16 protein-coding genes and 1 pseudogene are annotated in these 16,963 nt (G+C 62.2%); 8 read left to right on the top strand and 9 right to left on the bottom strand.

The window, feature by feature from the left end:
* Window positions 1-19: 19 nt before the first annotated feature.
* On the top strand, window positions 20-1,192 hold the full coding sequence (locus NKJ12_RS14785; RefSeq protein ID WP_352505584.1) for a lytic murein transglycosylase: 1,173 nt from the start codon (window positions 20-22) through the stop codon (window positions 1,190-1,192).
* Window positions 1,193-1,272: 80 nt separating this feature from the next.
* On the opposite strand, the gene NKJ12_RS14780 is transcribed toward NKJ12_RS14785, so the two are convergent.
* Complete coding sequence (locus NKJ12_RS14780; protein ID WP_352505582.1) at window positions 1,273-2,166, bottom strand: LysR family transcriptional regulator; 894 nt, start codon at window positions 2,164-2,166, stop codon at window positions 1,273-1,275.
* A 123-nt stretch (window positions 2,167-2,289) separates the two neighbouring features.
* Between NKJ12_RS14780 and NKJ12_RS14775 the strand changes: the two genes are divergently transcribed.
* Complete coding sequence (locus tag NKJ12_RS14775) at window positions 2,290-3,021, top strand: SDR family oxidoreductase (RefSeq protein ID WP_352505581.1); 732 nt, start codon at window positions 2,290-2,292, stop codon at window positions 3,019-3,021.
* 80 nt (window positions 3,022-3,101) lie between these two features.
* Here NKJ12_RS14775 and NKJ12_RS14770 read toward each other — a convergent pair whose 3' ends face one another.
* Window positions 3,102-4,322 carry an alanine racemase gene (locus tag NKJ12_RS14770; RefSeq protein ID WP_352505580.1) on the bottom strand — a complete coding sequence of 407 codons (1,221 nt, stop codon included), beginning with the start codon at window positions 4,320-4,322 and terminating at the stop codon, window positions 3,102-3,104.
* A gap of 225 nt (window positions 4,323-4,547) precedes the next feature.
* Between NKJ12_RS14770 and NKJ12_RS14765 the strand changes: the two genes are divergently transcribed.
* Entirely contained in the window at window positions 4,548-5,465 is a 918-nt protein-coding gene (locus NKJ12_RS14765; RefSeq protein ID WP_352505579.1) for a DMT family transporter, read from the top strand.
* 460 nt (window positions 5,466-5,925) lie between these two features.
* Here NKJ12_RS14765 and metF read toward each other — a convergent pair whose 3' ends face one another.
* Window positions 5,926-6,843 carry a methylenetetrahydrofolate reductase [NAD(P)H] gene (gene metF / locus NKJ12_RS14760; protein ID WP_254819012.1) on the bottom strand — a complete coding sequence of 306 codons (918 nt, stop codon included), beginning with the start codon at window positions 6,841-6,843 and terminating at the stop codon, window positions 5,926-5,928.
* Window positions 6,843-7,865 carry an ArsR/SmtB family transcription factor gene (locus NKJ12_RS14755; protein WP_254819013.1) on the bottom strand — a complete coding sequence of 341 codons (1,023 nt, stop codon included), beginning with the start codon at window positions 7,863-7,865 and terminating at the stop codon, window positions 6,843-6,845. The genes metF and NKJ12_RS14755 overlap by 1 nt, the downstream gene beginning before the upstream one ends.
* A gap of 139 nt (window positions 7,866-8,004) precedes the next feature.
* Between NKJ12_RS14755 and tsaA the strand changes: the two genes are divergently transcribed.
* Window positions 8,005-8,529 (top strand): tRNA (N6-threonylcarbamoyladenosine(37)-N6)-methyltransferase TrmO, encoded by a 525-nt coding sequence (gene tsaA / locus NKJ12_RS14750; RefSeq protein WP_352505578.1) that lies wholly within the window; start codon window positions 8,005-8,007, stop codon window positions 8,527-8,529.
* Window positions 8,526-8,837: a DUF2293 domain-containing protein gene (locus NKJ12_RS14745; protein ID WP_254819015.1), complete on the top strand. Its 312-nt coding sequence runs from the start codon at window positions 8,526-8,528 to the stop codon at window positions 8,835-8,837. Before tsaA ends, NKJ12_RS14745 begins: the two co-directional genes overlap by 4 nt.
* 233 nt (window positions 8,838-9,070) lie before the next feature.
* Here the strand turns inward: NKJ12_RS14745 and NKJ12_RS14740 are convergent, their stop codons facing one another.
* The 3 genes from NKJ12_RS14740 to tam form a co-directional block, all read right to left on the bottom strand.
* A complete protein-coding gene (locus tag NKJ12_RS14740; protein ID WP_352505577.1) occupies window positions 9,071-9,688 on the bottom strand; it encodes an MOSC domain-containing protein in 618 nt (205 codons plus the stop codon).
* 140 nt (window positions 9,689-9,828) lie between these two features.
* Complete coding sequence (locus NKJ12_RS14735; RefSeq protein WP_352644751.1) at window positions 9,829-10,950, bottom strand: beta-ketoacyl-ACP synthase III; 1,122 nt, start codon at window positions 10,948-10,950, stop codon at window positions 9,829-9,831.
* A 129-nt stretch (window positions 10,951-11,079) separates the two neighbouring features.
* On the bottom strand, window positions 11,080-11,898 hold the full coding sequence (gene tam, locus NKJ12_RS14730; RefSeq protein ID WP_352687549.1) for a trans-aconitate 2-methyltransferase: 819 nt from the start codon (window positions 11,896-11,898) through the stop codon (window positions 11,080-11,082).
* Between the two features lie 58 nt (window positions 11,899-11,956).
* Here tam and NKJ12_RS14725 point away from each other — a divergent pair.
* A pseudogene (locus tag NKJ12_RS14725) lies at window positions 11,957-12,435 on the top strand (DpnI domain-containing protein); the annotation flags it as partial.
* A gap of 96 nt (window positions 12,436-12,531) precedes the next feature.
* Entirely contained in the window at window positions 12,532-12,723 is a 192-nt protein-coding gene (locus NKJ12_RS14720; protein WP_352505668.1) for a hypothetical protein, read from the top strand.
* A 341-nt stretch (window positions 12,724-13,064) separates the two neighbouring features.
* Here NKJ12_RS14720 and ettA read toward each other — a convergent pair whose 3' ends face one another.
* Window positions 13,065-14,714: an energy-dependent translational throttle protein EttA gene (gene ettA, locus NKJ12_RS14715; protein WP_352505574.1), complete on the bottom strand. Its 1,650-nt coding sequence runs from the start codon at window positions 14,712-14,714 to the stop codon at window positions 13,065-13,067.
* 241 nt (window positions 14,715-14,955) lie between these two features.
* Here ettA and NKJ12_RS14710 point away from each other — a divergent pair, with 241 nt between their 5' ends.
* Window positions 14,956-16,251, top strand: a complete 1,296-nt coding sequence (locus NKJ12_RS14710; protein WP_352703449.1) for a GGDEF domain-containing protein — start codon at window positions 14,956-14,958, stop codon at window positions 16,249-16,251.
* A gap of 27 nt (window positions 16,252-16,278) precedes the next feature.
* On the opposite strand, the gene NKJ12_RS14705 is transcribed toward NKJ12_RS14710, so the two are convergent.
* Entirely contained in the window at window positions 16,279-16,893 is a 615-nt protein-coding gene (locus NKJ12_RS14705) for a hypothetical protein (RefSeq protein ID WP_352505572.1), read from the bottom strand.
* Window positions 16,894-16,963 lie beyond the last annotated feature (70 nt).

Here is a 16,963-nt window from a genome sequence, read left to right as displayed (position 1 = left end):
TCTTTTCGGAAGGATGGCGATGCGATTGCGCTTTGGACTTCTCGCGGCGCTGCTCCTGAGCGCCGTGCCGGCCGCGGCACAGCAATGCGGCGGCGATTTCGAGGCATGGAAGCAGGGCGTGGCGGCGGAGGCCAGGGCAGCCGGCGTCGGCGCTGCCGGCCTTGACGCGCTGGAAAACGCCACCCTCGATGAGAAGGCGTTGGCACGCGACCGCGCCCAGGGCGTCTTCACCCAGACCTTCATCGAATTCTCGAACCGCATGATCTCGTCGCATCGGCTGAAGCAGGGTGCGGCCAATCTGCAAAAACATGCCGAGGTCTTTGCCCGCGCGGATCGCGAATACGGCGTCCAGGCGCCGGTCATTGCCGCCTTCTGGGCCCTGGAAACCGATTTTGGCGCCGTGCAAGGCGCTTTTCACACACTGAATGCGCTGGTGAGCCTCTCGTATGACTGCCGCCGCCCGCAGTTGTTCCGGCCGCAGATCGTGCCGCTGCTGATCTTGATCGATCGCGGTGTGGTGCCGGCCGACGTGACCGGTGCCTGGGCCGGCGAGATCGGCCAGACGCAGATGTTGCCTTCCGACTATCTCGGCCACGGCGTCGACGGCGACGGGGATGGCCTGGTCGACCTGCGCGGCAGCGCGCCGGACGTGATCATGAGCACGGCCAGCAAGATCCGGTCGCGCGGCTGGAAGCGCGACCAGCCCTGGATCGAGGAAGTCCGTGTGCCCGACAACTTGCCGTGGGAGCAGACGGGACGCACCAACAAGCTGCCGTTGACGCAATGGAGCCAGTGGGGCGTTACCAGGCCAGACGGCACGCCGCTTCTCGACAACGGCCTGAAGGCCGGCCTGGCGCTGCCCATGGGTCGCAAGGGGCCAGCCTTCCTGACCTACGACAATTTCGACGTCTATCTCGAGTGGAACCAGTCCTTTACCTATGCCCTGACAGCGGCAAATCTTGCCGCCCGGCTGGGGGGCGCTCCGCGATTCGATCCGCGCAACCCCGACCCGGGCCTCGACGGCGACCAGATGAAGGCGCTACAGACCAAGCTCGAGGCGAGAGGCTATGACGTCGGCACCGTCGACGGCATCCTCGGCACCAACACCCGCGAAGCGATCCGCAAGGAGCAGATGCGGCTGGGCTTGCCGGTCGACGGCTGGCCGACGCCGGAGCTGCTGGCCAGGCTGTGAGGATGGTGATTGGTAAAAAGAATGGCGCCGGAGCCGCATTGAGCACCAGAGCTACCACTATTCACCATTCACTATTCACATCACCGCCTCGCAAGCAGGAAATCGATGAAGGCTCGCAGCGGCGCGGGAACCTGCCGGGAACTCGCGTGGTATAAATAAAAGCCCGGAAATCTCGGCGACCAGGCTTCGAGAAAGCGGATGAGCTTTCCCGCTTCGATCCACGGCCGGACCTGATATTCCAGCATGTACGCCACCCCGACCCCATCCAGAACCGCCCCCATCATCAGGTCCGTATCGTTTACCGTCAGGCCGCCGCTGACGGCCACTTCCAAGGCACGCTGGCCTCGGGCGAACTCCCAGCGGTAGAGATTGCCGCCGCTCGGCCACTGGAAATTGATGCACTGGTGCTGATGCAGGTCCGCGGGATGGCGGGGTATCGGGCGATGCTCCAGATAGCTCGGCGCCGCCACTGCGGCCATCTCGAGTTCCTCGCTGAGCTTCACCGCCACCATGTCCTTGTGCAGCCGCTCACCCAGTCTGATTCCGGCATCGAAGCGACCTTCGACGATGTCGGTGAGCATGTCGTCAACGATGATGGTGAGGGCGATATCGGGATAGGCGCGGCGGAAGTCGCCGAGGATCGGCGCGATGAAACGCGTGGCGGCGATGCGCGGAACATTGATGCGCAGCGAGCCTGCCGGCCGGCCGCGTGATGCATGCGCGTCGGCGACGGCCCCTTCCAGTTCGCTCAACGCCGGCGCGATGCGGGCAAACAGCTTCTCACCCTCAGCGGTCGGCGACATGCTGCGCGTGGTACGGTTGAGCAGGCGGACACCGAGACGCTCTTCCAGCCCGCGTATCGTCTGGCTGAGTGCTGGAGGCGAAATTCTGAGCTTGGCCGCGGCGCGGACAAAGCTGCCCTCTTCGATGATTGTTGCAAATGCCGTGAGTTCGGAAAACTCGGTTCCGCGCATTATGTACCCCAGGCTTAATAAATCAGTTAGATAATAGGCTATTCTCTGAGCAATAGCATGCCCCTAGCTATCGCTGGAACGCCGCTCGATCGGGGCGGCCGTATCCAGACGGAAGGAACAGCCATGCATCGTCCACTCGAAGGCAAAACCGCACTTGTGACCGGCAGTTCGCGCGGCATCGGACGCGCCATCGCGGAGGGGCTGGCAACCAAGGGTGCTGCCGTGGTCGTCAACTATGTCGGCAACGAGAAAGCCGCCAGGGAAGTCGTTGCCGCCATTGAAGGGAATGGCGGAAAAGCCGTCGCCATCCAGGCGGACGTCTCCAGCATTCCCGACATTCGCAGGCTGTTCGACGAAACCGAAATGCAGATGGGGCCAATTGACATCGTCGTCGCCAATGTTGGCGTCGCCGTCATAAAGCCGCTCGTCGAGGCTACCGAAGCAGACTTCGACCATGTGTTCGGCACCAATGCCAAAGGCACCTTCTTCACGCTTCAGGAGGCCGCGCGCCGCGTTCGCGACGGTGGCCGCATCATTGCCGTCTCCACCGGTGGAACCAAGATGTTTTTCACGCAGACGGCGCTCTATCTCGGCAGCAAGGGAGCCGTCGAGCAGTTCGTCCGCGTCCTCTCGCGCGAACTCGGCCCGCGCGCCGTTACCGTGAATGCGCTGTCGCCAGGCTTCACCGACACCGACCTGCTTCCGGAGCGGGACCGGGCCGTGGCCGCAGGCATGTCGCCCTTCGACCGGATCGGAGCACCGCGCGACGTCGCCGATGTCGCGGTTTTCCTGGCTTCGGACGAAGCTCGCTGGCTGACCGGCGAGAACATCCAGGCCGGCGGCGGAGTAGCCTGACTACGGGGAGGTGAATATGAATGGTGGTGACGATTCACCGAAGCGGACGGAACGCAAGAACTGCTTCCATTCACCATCAACTAATCGGCCATCGTCTCCAGGCTGGCAAACCCCTGCGGTGCATCGCCTTCGTCGAATGGCGTCGCCACCTCGACGAAAGTATCGGGATAGAAGCCGTTGAACCGTGTCCGGAGTGACAGCGAATAGGCGCCGATATGGCCGATCTCGATCCAGTCACCGGTATCGACGGTTTCGGGCAGCCAGAACGGCCGCGACAGTATATCCACGGAATCGCAGGTCGCGCCACAGACCTTGAACGGCACGATGGTCCTGTCCTCGCCATTGCGCGAGCGGATCGCCGGATCGGGGATGAAGCGTGCCGGCAGCGTGATCTTGCCGGTCCATGAATCCGACAGCGACGCCCAGATGCCGTCATTGATGTAGAGCCTTTTGCCCTTGCGCAGCAGCACGCGCACGATCAGCGACAGGCAGCGCGCCACGATCACGCGGCCGGGCTCGGCCACCAGCTGCATCTGGTCGAATTGGTACTCCTGGAGGTCGCCCGACAGCCGCGACATGATCTGGCCGAGCGACGGCATTTCCGGCTTGCGGCTGTTCGGATCATGACCGTATTCGGCGGGAAAGCCGCCGCCGACATCGAGCCCGGCAATGTCGAAGCCGACGCGGTTGCGCACCCAGTCGGCGGAGGCCAGCGCCCGCTCGTAGGTGTCGGGATCCTCGATCTGGCTGCCGACGTGAAAGCACAGCCCGACCTTGTAGCCGGTTCGGTTCAGCCGTTCGGCCAGTTCGACCGCATTGGCCGGTCCGGCGCCGAACTTCTTCGACAGTTCGTAGGCCGCCGAGCCTTTCGTCTGGATGCGCACGAACACGGTGATGGCGCCCGGATCGATGTCGAGAGCCCGCACCACCCTGGTCAGCTTGGTGATCTCGTCCTCATGGTCGAGCGAAATGACGCGAATGGCGTATTTTTCCAGCGCCAGCCTGATGTCCGACTGCGCCTTCACCGGGTGCATGTAGAGCATCTCGGCGTCCGGCGAGACGGCGCGCACGGCGGCGAATTCGCCGGGCGAGGCCACATCAAAGGCGCTGACGCCGGCCTCGACCAGCGCGTTGAGCACGATCTGCTCGCCATTGGTCTTGACCGCATAGGCGGTCTTGCCGGGAAACATGCCCATGAACTGTTTGGCGTCCGCCTTCAGCACCTGCGGGCGGAAGCAATAGATCGGATCGTCCGGGCGAAGCGCCAGCGCTGCCTCGCGGGCATTTTCGAATCGCTGCATGGACGAATCCCTTGACTGAGGCTGCGCACAATTAATCCAAGCTAGCGGCTAATGAAAACAATTCTATGTCTCGCCGCCCTGGCTTCGCGGCGCTACGCCGTTCTGTGCGCCGGTTATGAGCGAGCTAGGCCATCACTCAGGTTTCGGGTGGCCCTTGCCGCCGGACCGGTAGAGCGTGAACAGATGCCTGAAGAGAGCAAGGCATCTCGTCTGGGAGGACGACCAATGGCGATAGCTGCCACCACCACGATGCGCGGGCCGATGGTGCTCAAGGACTGGGCCCAGCTTCTGCTGCTCGGCGCCATCTGGGGCGGTTCGTTCTTCTTTGCCCGCATTGCGGTGTCGGAACTCCCTCCGCTGGTGCTGGTGCTGTTTCGCGTCGCCATCGCGGCGACCGCGTTGCAGCTCTACCTTGCGGTTCGCGGTCCGTCGTTTCGCCTCGCCTTGCCGCATGCCGGACTGTTTTTCCTGCTGGCGCTCGCCAACAATGTCATCCCTTTCTCGCTGATCTTTGCCGGCCAGACCGAGCTCGGCGCCGGTGTCGCCTCGGTGCTTAATTCGACCACGCCGTTCTGGACGCTGATCCTCGCCAACGCCCTGACCAGCGACGAAAAACTGTCGTGGAACAAGCTTGCCGGCATCGCCCTCGGTATCGCGGGGACGGCGGTGATGATCGGTCCTGGCCTTGTCGCCGGGCTCGGCGGGCCGGTCTGGGCGAAATTCGCGCTCATCGGTGCCTCGGTCTCCTATGCGGTTGCGCTGATGATCGCCCGCCGCTTCAAGGGTGTGCCGTCACCGGTCATTGCCGCCGGACAATTGACCTGCTCGACCATCATCATGATCCCGGTCGTTCTGTTCACCTATGACGCTGCCACTCTGTTTTCGGCCTCGCCGCCGGTATGGGCGGCGGTGCTGGCGCTGGCGCTGCTGTCGACCGCCTTCGCCTACATCCTCTATTTCAACCTCGTCGCCTCGGCCGGCGCCACCAACGCCTCGCTGGTCACGCTCATCGTGCCGGCCAGTGCCATCCTGCTCGGCTTGCTGTTCCTGGGCGAGCGGCTCGAACTGTTCGAATTGGCGGGCATGGCGCTGATTGCGCTCGGCCTCGTCACCATCGACGGTCGCTTGTTCGGGCGGCGTTAGAGCATGTTCCCCGACTCTCAGCTCGAAATCGATTCCGATTTCCGCCGCGGTAGCGCTGCCATGCTCGTTGCTGCCCCGGCTTCGCCACAAATTATTCACAGGTCCAACGCCGGCTTTTGACCAAGAGTTTCAATACCTAACGGCAAACGGCAGGTCGCAAATTCCACAATCTCGTCGCATTGCAGCAAAGTTTCTGCTTGCCTGTGGCACAAATGACCCTAGACTCTCGCCATAGCTCTTAAGAGGAGGCTATGACATGGGACTGACGAGGCCGATCAACGCATTGATGATTTGTGCTGCGTTTGCATTCATCGGCGCCCTCATTATGGGCGTCCTTCCATAAGGCCGCTGAGCGGGGGAAGACCAGCACCGAATACTACAAACCATTGCAAAGGCCGGGCATTTTGCCCGGCCTTTGCATTCCCCCGATCTTTGACATTTCAAAAAGGAGCTTGCCGCCTTACGCCGCGGCGGATCCCGCAGCCTCGACTTCGTGCGACCTGATGCCGATCATGTGGCAGATGGCGAAGACCAGATCGGCCCGGTTCATCGTGTAGAAGTGGAAATCGCCGACGCCGCGCTCGACAAGGTCCAGCACCTGCTCGGCGGCCACGGCAGATGCCACCAGCGCATGCGTTTGCGGATCGTTCTGCAGCCCATCGAAACGCTCGGCCAGCCATGCCGGCACCAAGGCGCCGCACCGCGCCGAGAAGTTGGCGACCTGGGTGAAATTGTGCACCGGCAATATGCCCGGCACGATCGGTATGTAGATGCCGGCCCGCCGTGCCCGCTCGACATAGCGCTCATAGAGATCGTTGTCGAAGAAGAACTGGGTGATCGCCCGCGTCGCCCCATTGTCGGCCTTGCGCTTCAGCATGTCGAAATCGGTGGCGAAATCCGGACTCTCCGGATGTTTTTCCGGATAGGCCGAGACCGATATGTCGAAATCGCCGGCGCCCTTCAGCGCATCGACCAGTTCGGCGCCATTGGCATAGCCTTCCGGATGCGGCCGGTAAGCCGCGCCGACGCCCTCGGCCGGATCGCCGCGCAGGGCGACGAAACGCTTGACGCCCATATCGGCGAACTCCCGGATCACCGCATCGACCTCGTGGCGCGCCGCGTCGACGCAGGTCATGTGCGCCGCCGGCGTCAGCGACGTTTCGTTGAGGATGCGCTTGACGGTGCGGGCCGTGCGCTCGCGGGTCGAACCACCGGCGCCATAGGTGACCGAGACGAATTTCGGCTTGAGCGGCTCCAGCCGGGTGACCGTGTCCCACAGCCTTGCTTCCATCTCGTCGTTTTTCGGCGGAAAGAACTCGAACGACACCCTGACCTTGTCGCCGATGTCGGGACGGCGGGAGAAGCGGAACTGGTTCATCAGGCGGTTTCCCCTATCGGATACGCATTGGCCGGTTGTCTGTCGTTGGAAGGCTCGGCAATCAGCATGCGCCGATCGCGGCCGAGCCAGAGTTTGACGGTGAGCTTGGCCTCGTTGCCACCGCGCGGTTCGAATTCCTGGCTGTCCTCGAGCTCGAGGCCGGCCTCGGAAAACCAGTCGGCGATTTGCCGGTCGGAAAAGCCGAGGCGCATATGCGCGTGCTCCTCGCGCAAGAACTCCAGCGTGTGCGGCGCGAAATCGACGATCACCAGCCTGCCAGCCGGGCGCAACAGACGCGCCGCCTCTCGGATGGCGCGGGCAGGATCGTCGAGATAGTGCAGCACCTGATGGATGGTAACGAGATCGAAGGCGTCGCGTTCGACCGGCGGCGCGAAAATGTCGCCCTGCCGCACCTGCGCATTCGAAATGCCGGCCTTGTCGAGATTGGCGCGCGCCACCGTCAGCATTTCGCGCGACATGTCGATGCCGATACCGCGCCGATAGAGCGGCGAAAAGATCTCGAGCAGCCGTCCGGTGCCGGTGCCGAGATCGAGCATCGACTGGAACGGCCGCTTGCCGACGAGCTTGATGAGGGCTGCTTCGACGGCGCGGTCCGGCACATGCAGCGAGCGGATATGGTCCCAGCTTGCGGCGTTGACCGAGAAATATTCGGCAGCCCGGTCCTGCCGCTTGCGCTTGACCGCGGCCAGCCGTTCGAGATCACGCTCGACCTGCGGATCGGCGCCGCGGATGCCGGAGACCAGCCTGAGCACAAAATCGCGCGACGTGTCGGAATCCGAAAGCCGGAAGAAAGCCCACGAGCCCTCCTGGTAGCGGCCGATCAGCCCTGCCTCCAGCAGCAATTTCAAATGCCGCGAGACGCGCGGCTGCGACTGGCCGAGGATTTCGGTGAGATCTGAAACGGTCAGATCGCCGCGCGACAGCAGCGCCAATATACGCAGCCGGCTGGATTCGGCAGCCGCCTTCAATGTATCTACCATCGTGTCGAGAGCGACATGCATGCGAGCATTCTCTTTGAAAAGATATAAACATATGTTTATGTCGGTTTTGATAGGCTTGCAAGCGCTATGTCGCTTCCGGACAAGAAAATGACGCATGCGCAGCGGATCGCGCAAAGCCGGATGCATCGAGGCGAGGCCCATGGTCGAAACGCGCAGCGGCGAAAAGCTCCTGGAAACCGACCCGGCAACGATGCCGCCGGATGGCCATGTCGTCTTCATCGGCCGCATCGCTTCGCCTTGGATCACGCGGGAGACTTGCCCCAAAAACATGAAGGCCGCGCGGGAGACGGGACAGCCGGCGCACTTGGTCATCGACCCGCTTTATCGTGAGGGCCTGCTTGGGCTGGAACGCGCCAGCCACGTGATCGTCCTGTCCTGGCTGCACCATGCGCCGCGGCAACTGATTATCCAGAAACCCCGCCATGCCATGGAGCCGAAAGGCGTCTTTTCGCTGCGCTCCCCTGCCCGGCCGAACCCAATTGGGCTGCATGTCGCCAGGCTGGTTGCCGTCGATATCGATACCGGCCGCATCGATCTCGATGCCATCGACGTGCTCGACGGCACGCCGGTCATCGACATCAAGCCCTACTTCGCCTCGACCGATGCCTTCGCCGCGGCGACCATGGCCGGGCGGGACGAGTTGTCCAGATCGGACGGGCAGTGAGCGCCCCGACCGGCCGCCGCCGCGCCATCGCCAAGGCACTGACAGCGCTCCTGCCGCTGGCGCCCTATGCCGACATGGAAAAGATCCGTGCCGATGCCGGCGCCGTGCACATGAAGACCTTGCCACCGAGCATTGCCGTGTGGCTGGCGACGATAGCGCATATTCGCCATGCCCATACCGACTACGAAAAGCTGCTGGCCGAAGGATATGACCGCGATTCCGCGCGCTTCTTCGTCATCGAGCAAACCAACATCGTGCTAACCCGCTGGCGTGCCACCCGTCTGCTCGATGATGAGGACGAGGAATAGAGCGATGGCAGACACACGCGTCGAGTTCTACGGCGCCCCCCTCTGTCCTGCCGACGTCAGGCCGGCAACATCGGAACTTTCAAAGCCAGAAACAAAAAAACCGCCTCGGAGGGCGGATCGTTGGAGCCAATTAGCACCATACCGAAATTAGTAGCATAGCTGCCGGCACAAAGCAAGAACAAAATACGCCGCGCGCGGCTTTGACTGGCTTTGCCGGCTTGCCTAGCAAACAATCAGGCCCGGTAAATCCACTGCTCCGGCACACGCACCGAAATCTCCTCGCCGGCAGTGATCGTGCCGGGTTTCTCGACCCAGGCGACGAGCCCGCGCAACCGCTTCGCCGCTTTCGGGAACAGCAGCGCGCCGGCCTCGACGTCGGCCATCCCGGCATTCTCGGCGACCGACCTTCCCGCGATCCGGCAAGGCCCGTTCTGCGCGTCGACCTTGACGGTCGCGCCGCCTTTGAAGAACAGCAGCGTGCCGGATGGCAACATCGAGAGGTGCGGCAGGCCTTCGATCACGAGATTGGCGCCGATCCATTCCGGCTTGATCTCGGCGATGCCCATCCGTTCGGCGACAATTGCCAGTTCGTCCGCTGCCACGATCGACAATTGCCGTTCGTTGCGCATCTCGGTGCCGCGCGGATACCAGGGTTCCCGCCCGCCGGATCGCCGCGTCGTGCCGGCGTGGAAATCGCCGTCGATGCCGTCGAAGCCGAGCTGCAACATGTCCACTGCCCGTGTCTCGAAATGATCGAACGGTGCGAGGTAAAGCGCTGCCACCCTGGCGGCGAGTTTTCGCGCGGCCACGATCTCGACCGGAGTTTCGGCTTCGGGAAAAAGATCCAGCATGGGTTCGTGCCTCGCGTGATACGCGCAATTAGCCGCGGTCAGCTCATCAGGTCCAGTCGAAAGCGCTGATGCTCCGATCAAGCGGACTGATGCGATTTGCCAGGCGCGCTCCGATGCCGGTGCCGTCCGTGCCGAAATAGTCAGAGCATGCGCAACAGCGCGCCGCCGATCGAGTAGCCGGCGCCGAACGCGCAGAGCAGGCCGTAGTCGCCGGCCTTCATGTCGGCATGGTTCTCCGACAGGGCGATGATGGCGCCGGCGGCGGCGGTGTTGCCGAGGCGCTCCAGCACCATCGGCGCGCGGTCATGGTCGACCTCATGACCGAAAGATAGTTTCAGGATCATGGCGTTCATCCGCGCATTGGCCTGATGCAGCCAGAAACGCCGGATCGCTTGCGGCGTCAGCCCGTGCTCGGCCAGAAACTCGACGATGAATTTGTGGCCGGCAACGGTGACTTCCTTGAACACCTTGTTGCCGATCTGCTTGATCAGATTGCCTTCCAGATCGATCATGTACGGATCGTCCTGGGTGGCGCGGGTATAATAACCGAGATTGGTGCGGATGCTGTTCGACATCTGCGTCCAGGTACGCGTATCCAGCACCTCGAATCGGCCCGGCCGCTTCTCGCCCTGGGCGAGCCCTTCGACGACCATCGACACGGAAGCGTCGCCAAAGATGAAATGCGTCTGCCGGTCGCGAAAATTGAGATGGCCGGTGATGATCTCCGGCGTCGACACCAGCACGCGTTTGTGCGCCCCTGCCCGCACCAGGTTGACGGCGATGTGCAACGCGGCCGCCGCCGACGAGCAGCCAAGCCCCATATCGAAACCGGCGCCTTTCGTACCCAGTGCCTGCTGCATCTCGATGGCGATCGCCGGATAGGGCCGCTGATGGTGCGAGGCCGAGCAGATCACCAGGTCGATATCCCCTGGCTTCAGCCCGGCATGATCGAGCGCCTTGCTGGCCGAGGCGATGCCGAATTCGGCCTCCAGCGACAGCGCATCGTCGGGCCGCGCCGGGAAGCGCGGCGCCATGCGGGTCGGGTCGAGGATGCCCTCCCGTTCGATGACATGGCGGGTCTGGACGCCCGAGGCATGGACGATGAAGGCACTGTCCGATTTCTGCAGCAGCGGCTCGCCGGACACCTCGCGGCGGACGTTCTCCATGTCCACCCAGCTGTTGAAGCTGGCGACGAGTTCCTCATTGGTGATCGAAGCCTCGGGGATTTCAACGCCGATGCCGCTGATGATGACGCGATGCATTTTCAGTTCGTCCCGTGCGCAGGCGTTGCGGCTTCATGTCGGCGCCGCAAAAAGCTCGGCGCAACCTCTTTTGCACCTAGCCAGTTTATGCCGGCTTAAATCAAGTCCCTGGAAAGGGTCTAAAAGTTCCTAAGCAGCGCGCCGCGCCACGATGAAGAGACGGGGAAAGCGCAGCAACACCTTGCCGCTTGCCGTTTTCGGATAGGCTTCGCTGATCCTGGCCGCGTAGCGCTTCAGGAAAAGCTGCCGCTCGTCTTCGTCGAGCGGATCGAGGAACGGCTTCAGCCCCGTCGACTTCACCCATTCGACGATCGCCTCGGCATCGGCCAGCGGATGGTTGTAAATCGTGTGCCAGATATCGAGCCGATCCGAGAACGGCGACAGAAGGTCGTAATAGAACGAGACCGGCAGCAGCGGCGCGCGAGCCGCGCGCTCGAGCTTTTCGGTGAACGGCATCTCGGCCGCGGTCTCGCGCATCAGCCGGTGCGAGGGCTCAGCCATGTTGTCCGGCATCTGCACGGCAAGCGCGCCGCCGGGCGCCAAAAATCCCATCAGCCGCTGGAAGACTGCCGGATGCTCCGGCAGCCATTGAAACACCGCATTGGCAAAGATCACGTCGACGGGTTCGGTCGGCTGCCACGCCGCCGCATCCGCCAGCGCAAAGCTGACGCCGGGCAGACGCACTTTGGCCTTCTCGATCATGTCGGGCGAGGTATCGAAGCCGCTGATTTGCGCCTGCGGCCAGCGCGCGACCAGCAATTCGGTCGAATTGCCCGGTCCGCAGCCAATATCGACCACCCGGCGCGGTTCTGGCACCGGCACCTGCACAACGAGATCGCGCGCGGGCCGCGTGCGCTCATCCTCGAATTTCAGGTAGAGGGCGGCGGACCAGTCTTTTCCTGTTTTGAAAGTTAACTTTCCGCCCCGTGAATCTTTCTGTGCCGTCATAACGACTCGCCGCCATGCGTTGATTGACGTTCACGCATATTGCGTAGACCCTTTGACCATGAAAATGGGATTCCAAGAGACTCAAGCAGCATACGACAGCGGTTCGCAAAGCGCGAGAATCTGGACGGAGCGGTGGGCGTCAGAATGGCTGTACTGCCCCAACTGCGGGAATTCGCGCCTGACGCAGTTTCCGGCAAATCTCCCTGTGCCGATTTTTACTGCGATAAGTGCGATGATCAATACGAACTAAAAAGCGCAAAGAAACCGTTCGGCAGAAAACTCGCCAATGGTGCGTATAGCAGAAAAATCGAGCGGCTGAATTCGTCAACGAACCCCAACTTTTTTCTACTCAAATACGATTTTAACCAGCGACTGGTGGAGTCTGTCTGCGTTATCCCAAAACATTTTTTCACGCCAGCAATCGTAGAACGCAGGACGCCGCTCTCCCAAGCAGCACGCCGCGCCGGCTGGATTGGTTCGAATATCCTTCTTAGCCGGGTCCCTGAAGCGGGAAGAATCCACCTTGTCAGAAACGGTGTGATCACCTCGAAAGAAGAGGTTTTGGCAGCTTGGAAGCGAACTGTGTTCCTACGCGATGCGCCCCATGACACCAGGGGATGGCTCGTTGAGGTCATGCGATGTATCGAGTCGATCGGCACAGACGAATTTGACATCGACCAGGCCTACGCATTTGAGCCACAGTTGGCTCTCCTTTACCCGAACAACCAGAATATTAGACCTAAAATCCGTCAACAACTTCAGTTTCTTCGCGACAAGGGATATCTTAGGTTCCTGTCCCGTGGTCGATATCAGGTAGCGCGATAACGCAGGTGATCTACGTCAGATCGTTTTTGGTCAGGTCTAACAATGGCTTGGTATCTCAACAACTACAGATGTTATAAATGTCACAGGTATTGGGCTACTGATTGGTCCTGCGCCTGTGACGACGAGTGTCCATATTGCCAAGCGCGCAATGCGACAGCCATCGATAGCGTCGATCTGACCAACATTGTGGTTCAAGAGAACGACGCGTTTATAGTCCTTAACTCGCCACCGACGGCAGAACACCACCCCGACTACCGGGAAGTTGCGCGGTTCTCTTCAGCCAAACTCGCCGAGGACTTCATAGAGACACTCGACAGAGAATTCTAAACGAGGCGCACGGACTATCTTGTCAGCCGCTTATACGTCATGCGGTGCGGGTTGACGGCTTCCGGCCCGAGTCTACGGATCTTGTCCTGCTCGTAATCCTCGAAATTGCCTTCGAACCATTCGACATGGCTGTCGCCCTCGAAGGCGAGGATGTGCGTTGCCAGGCGGTCGAGGAACATGCGGTCGTGCGAGATGATGACGGCGCAGCCGGCGAAGTTTTCTAGCGCGTCTTCGAGTGCGGCCAGCGTTTCGGTATCGAGATCGTTGGTCGGTTCGTCGAGCAGCAGCACATTGCCGCCGGTCTTCAGCATCTTGGCCAGATGCACGCGGTTGCGCTGGCCGCCGGACAGGTTGCCCACCTTCTGCTGCTGATCGCCGCCGCGAAAGTTGAACGACGCACAATAGGCGCGCGTGTTGGCCTCGAACTTGCCGAGCTTGACCACTTCGGCGCCGCCCGAGATTTCTTCCCAGACGGTCTTGGTAGGGTCGAGCGCGTCGCGGCTCTGGTCGACATAACCGAGCTTGACCGTCTCGCCGACGCGAATGGTGCCGGCGTCCGGCTTTTCCTGGCCGGTGATCATGCGGAACAGCGTCGTCTTGCCGGCGCCGTTCGGGCCGATGACGCCGACGATGCCGCCCGGCGGCAGCTTGAATTCGAGGTCTTCGATCAAAAGCGTGTCGCCAAAGCCCTTCGACAGGCCCTCGACCTCGATCACTACATTGCCGAGCCGCTCGCCATGCGGAATGACGATCTGCGTGTCGCTCGGACGCCGCTTGTCGGCTGCATCCAGCAGATCCTGGAAGGCCTGGATACGGGCCTTCGACTTGGTCTGCCGGGCTTTCGGGCTGGACTGTATCCACTCGCGCTCGCGGCCGATCGCCCGCTGGCGGGCATCGTCCTCGCGGCCTTCCTGCTTGAGCCGCTTGGCCTTGGCTTCGAGATATTTGGTGTAGTTGCCTTCGTACGGGATACCGCGGCCGCGATCGAGCTCGAGGATCCAGCCGGTGACATTGTCGAGGAAGTAGCGGTCGTGGGTGATGATCATCACCGCGCCTGGATAGGCACGCAGATGCTTTTCCAGCCACGCCGTCGTCTCGGCGTCGAGATGGTTGGTCGGCTCGTCGAGCAGCAGCAAATCGGGCTGGCGCAGCAAGAGCTGGCAGAGCGCGACACGGCGGCGCTCGCCGCCCGACAGCTTGGTGACATCGGCCTCCTTGGGCGGACAGCCGAGCGCTTCCATCGCCATCTCGACCTGCTGTTCGAGATCCCAGAGGTTGAGCCGGTCCATCTCGTCCTGCAGCTTGGCCGACTCGTCCGCCGTCTCGTCGGAATAGTTCATCATCAATTCGTTGTAGCGCTCGATGATGGCGGTCTTGGCCGCGACGCCTTCCATGACGTTTTCGAACACGTTCTTGTTCGGATCGAGCGCCGGCTCCTGCGCCAGGTAACCGACGGTAGCACCCTCGGCCAGCCAGGCCTCGCCGCTCCACTCCTTGTCGATGCCGGCCATGATCTTGAGGATCGTCGACTTGCCGGCGCCGTTGGGGCCGAGGATGCCGATCTTGGCGTCCGGGTAGAAGGACAGATGGATGTTCTCGAGCACCTTCTTGGTGCCGTAGGCCTTGTTGAGGCCGGCCATGTGATAGATGAACTGGCGTGCCACGCGCGCTTTCCCTGAAAAGTCGACTGATGTCGGATTGAATGGAAGTTGGGGGCTATGTAAGCGATGCGGCCCCGAACGGCAAACAGTTTTGGCCCCAAGCGGATTTGGTCGCACCCACAAACGCTTAGCCGCTTCATTTCGTGCCGGCACCCAGGCGAAAGCTCCGGTTAACCATTCCGCGTCAAACAATGTTGGATAGGACATCGCTGGCAGCCGCGATTTCGGGGAGAGAGATCGGGCCGTGTTGAACAGTTTCCTGCTTTTTGCCGAAGCGGTTCTCTATTTCGGCATCATGGTCACGCTTTTCCGGTTCAGGGGCCGCATCGGCCTCGGCGTCTTTGTTTGCGCCCTTGGCGTCATGCATTTCCTGGAAACCTATCTCGCCAGCGTCTTCTACGTCGCGCTGCCGTTCGGCATGGTATCGCCGGGCTCGGCTGTGCTGTTTTCCGGCAAGCTGGTGATGCTTCTCCTGCTCTACATCAAGGAGGACGCGGCAACTGTCCGGCAGCCGATTTACGGCCTGCTGCTCGGCAATGCCCTGATGGTCGGGCTCGTGCTGATCCTGCGCCTGCACGACATCGCACCGCTGCCCGACGGCAAGCTTCCCGACATCGGCTTCATCGATGAGATGGGCTGGCTGATGGTGTGGGGCACGACGCTGCTGTTCGTCGACGCCATCCTGATCATTCTGCTCTATGAAAAGCTCGGCAAATACCTGCGCAAGGCGCTTTTCACCCGCATCCTGGTCTCCGTCGCCTGCGTGCTCACCTTCGACCAGGCAGGTTTTTTCACGGCGCTGCATTTCGTCACCGGTGCGCCGGTCGCCGTGTTTTTCGGCGGCTGGTTCGCCAAGATGGCAGCGGCCTTGGTCTACAGCACCATGCTGGTCGCCTATATCAGGTGGTTCGAGGCGCGGCAGGTGCCGGCGCCGCGCGGGCTTTCCGACATTTTCGACACGCTGACCTATCGCGAGCGCTATGAGGCGCTGGTCGAGCATGTCGGTCGCGACGGCCTCACCGGCCTGCTCCACAGGGGGCGCTTCGACAGCGACGGCGAGGCCGCCGTGGCCACCAGCCTGCGGACCGCCAGGCCGCTCAGCCTGCTGATCATCGATGTCGACCACTTCAAATCGATCAACGACCGCTTCGGCCACGCCGAGGGCGACAGGGTGCTGAAAGCCCTGGCAATTTTGCTTGGCGAACTTGTCGGGACCGACGATCAATTGTTCAGGATCGGCGGCGAGGAATTCGCCATCCTCGGCTGGCGTCCGCAGCCGCTCGCCAGACTGCTGGGCGAGACCGTCAGGCAAGCGGTCAAGACGTCCGCGAGCACCAGCCGGTTCGACATTACCGTCAGCGCCGGCATCTCGACGGTCAGCGAGACGACCCGTTGCCTTGCCGATCTCTTCGCGCTGGCCGACCAGCGTCTCTACAAGGCCAAATCCACGGGACGCGATCGCGTTGTCGGCGAACCGGGCGGCAACGAAGCAGACGGGCGCAACACATGGACCAGGCCGGAGCGCAGCGCCGGCGCGTAACGCTACCCTGGCCTGCGATTGGCTCAATCAGGGTTGTTTGCGCCGCTGCCATGCGCCGATCGCAACCGAAACCGCCATCAGCGCGATCGCCAGCCATTTCAACGCGGTAATAATCGGGCCGGCTTCGATGTCGTAGGCAATGAACAGAAGAATGCCCGGTACCAGCAGGCCGCAGAGCACGAGCGTGATCCGGTTGATCTGCCATGACACTTTTGCCGCAAGCGCCTGATCGCCGGGCACGGCGACAAGTGCGGCCCGCATTGCCTTCGGCGCCACCAGCGCGGTCGAAAGACGCAGCGAGATAGGCAGGCCGATGCCGATGATCAGCAAGGCGCATGCCGCCAGGAGCAGCGAAAACTTGAGCGCATTGGTTTCGGCCGGTAGCGGGAACAGCAGCGCCGCCAGCGGCAGGAAGATACAGAATATCCCGAACGCGGCGATGGCGATGAAGATCGCCGCGTTGACCAGCGTGAACAATTGGTACGTGCCGCCGTCGACGGGTTTGGCGAGCGTGGCCATGCGCGCCCACTCCACTTCGGTGTAGGAAAAGCCCGGCCACTCCATATGGCCGTCGCGGGTCGCCGTCATGCCCTTGGCCCAGAACGCCAACCGCGCCAGCGCGCCGCTCGTCACGCCACTCATCGCCACCCCCTGCGAATGATACCCCCCGGGATCATACCATCCCCGGTGCAAAGCGACAGTCGCGTACGGC

The organism is Mesorhizobium sp. M0195 (assembly GCF_040322115.1).
GTDB lineage: Bacteria > Pseudomonadota > Alphaproteobacteria > Rhizobiales > Rhizobiaceae > Mesorhizobium.
The sequence above is the reverse complement of the archived record's forward strand: the minus strand, read 5'-3'. Positions and strand labels throughout refer to the sequence as shown.

Coding starts and splice junctions, on each gene's coding strand:
- NKJ12_RS14740 (WP_352505577.1), bottom strand. CDS start 9,688: ATGCTGGATCTTTTTCCCGAAGCCGAAACTCCGGTCGAGATCGTGGCC.
- NKJ12_RS14780 (WP_352505582.1), bottom strand. CDS start 2,166: ATGCGCGGAACCGAGTTTTCCGAACTCACGGCATTTGCAACAATCATC.
- NKJ12_RS14755 (WP_254819013.1), bottom strand. CDS start 7,865: ATGCATGTCGCTCTCGACACGATGGTAGATACATTGAAGGCGGCTGCC.
- NKJ12_RS14735 (WP_352644751.1), bottom strand. CDS start 10,950: ATGCATCGCGTCATCATCAGCGGCATCGGCGTTGAAATCCCCGAGGCT.
- metF (WP_254819012.1), bottom strand. CDS start 6,843: ATGAACCAGTTCCGCTTCTCCCGCCGTCCCGACATCGGCGACAAGGTC.
- tsaA (WP_352505578.1), top strand. CDS start 8,005: ATGGTCGAAACGCGCAGCGGCGAAAAGCTCCTGGAAACCGACCCGGCA.
- tam (WP_352687549.1), bottom strand. CDS start 11,898: ATGACGGCACAGAAAGATTCACGGGGCGGAAAGTTAACTTTCAAAACA.
- NKJ12_RS14765 (WP_352505579.1), top strand. CDS start 4,548: ATGGCGATAGCTGCCACCACCACGATGCGCGGGCCGATGGTGCTCAAG.
- NKJ12_RS14705 (WP_352505572.1), bottom strand. CDS start 16,893: ATGAGTGGCGTGACGAGCGGCGCGCTGGCGCGGTTGGCGTTCTGGGCC.
- NKJ12_RS14785 (WP_352505584.1), top strand. CDS start 20: ATGCGATTGCGCTTTGGACTTCTCGCGGCGCTGCTCCTGAGCGCCGTG.
- NKJ12_RS14720 (WP_352505668.1), top strand. CDS start 12,532: ATGCGATGTATCGAGTCGATCGGCACAGACGAATTTGACATCGACCAG.
- NKJ12_RS14770 (WP_352505580.1), bottom strand. CDS start 4,322: ATGCAGCGATTCGAAAATGCCCGCGAGGCAGCGCTGGCGCTTCGCCCG.
- NKJ12_RS14775 (WP_352505581.1), top strand. CDS start 2,290: ATGCATCGTCCACTCGAAGGCAAAACCGCACTTGTGACCGGCAGTTCG.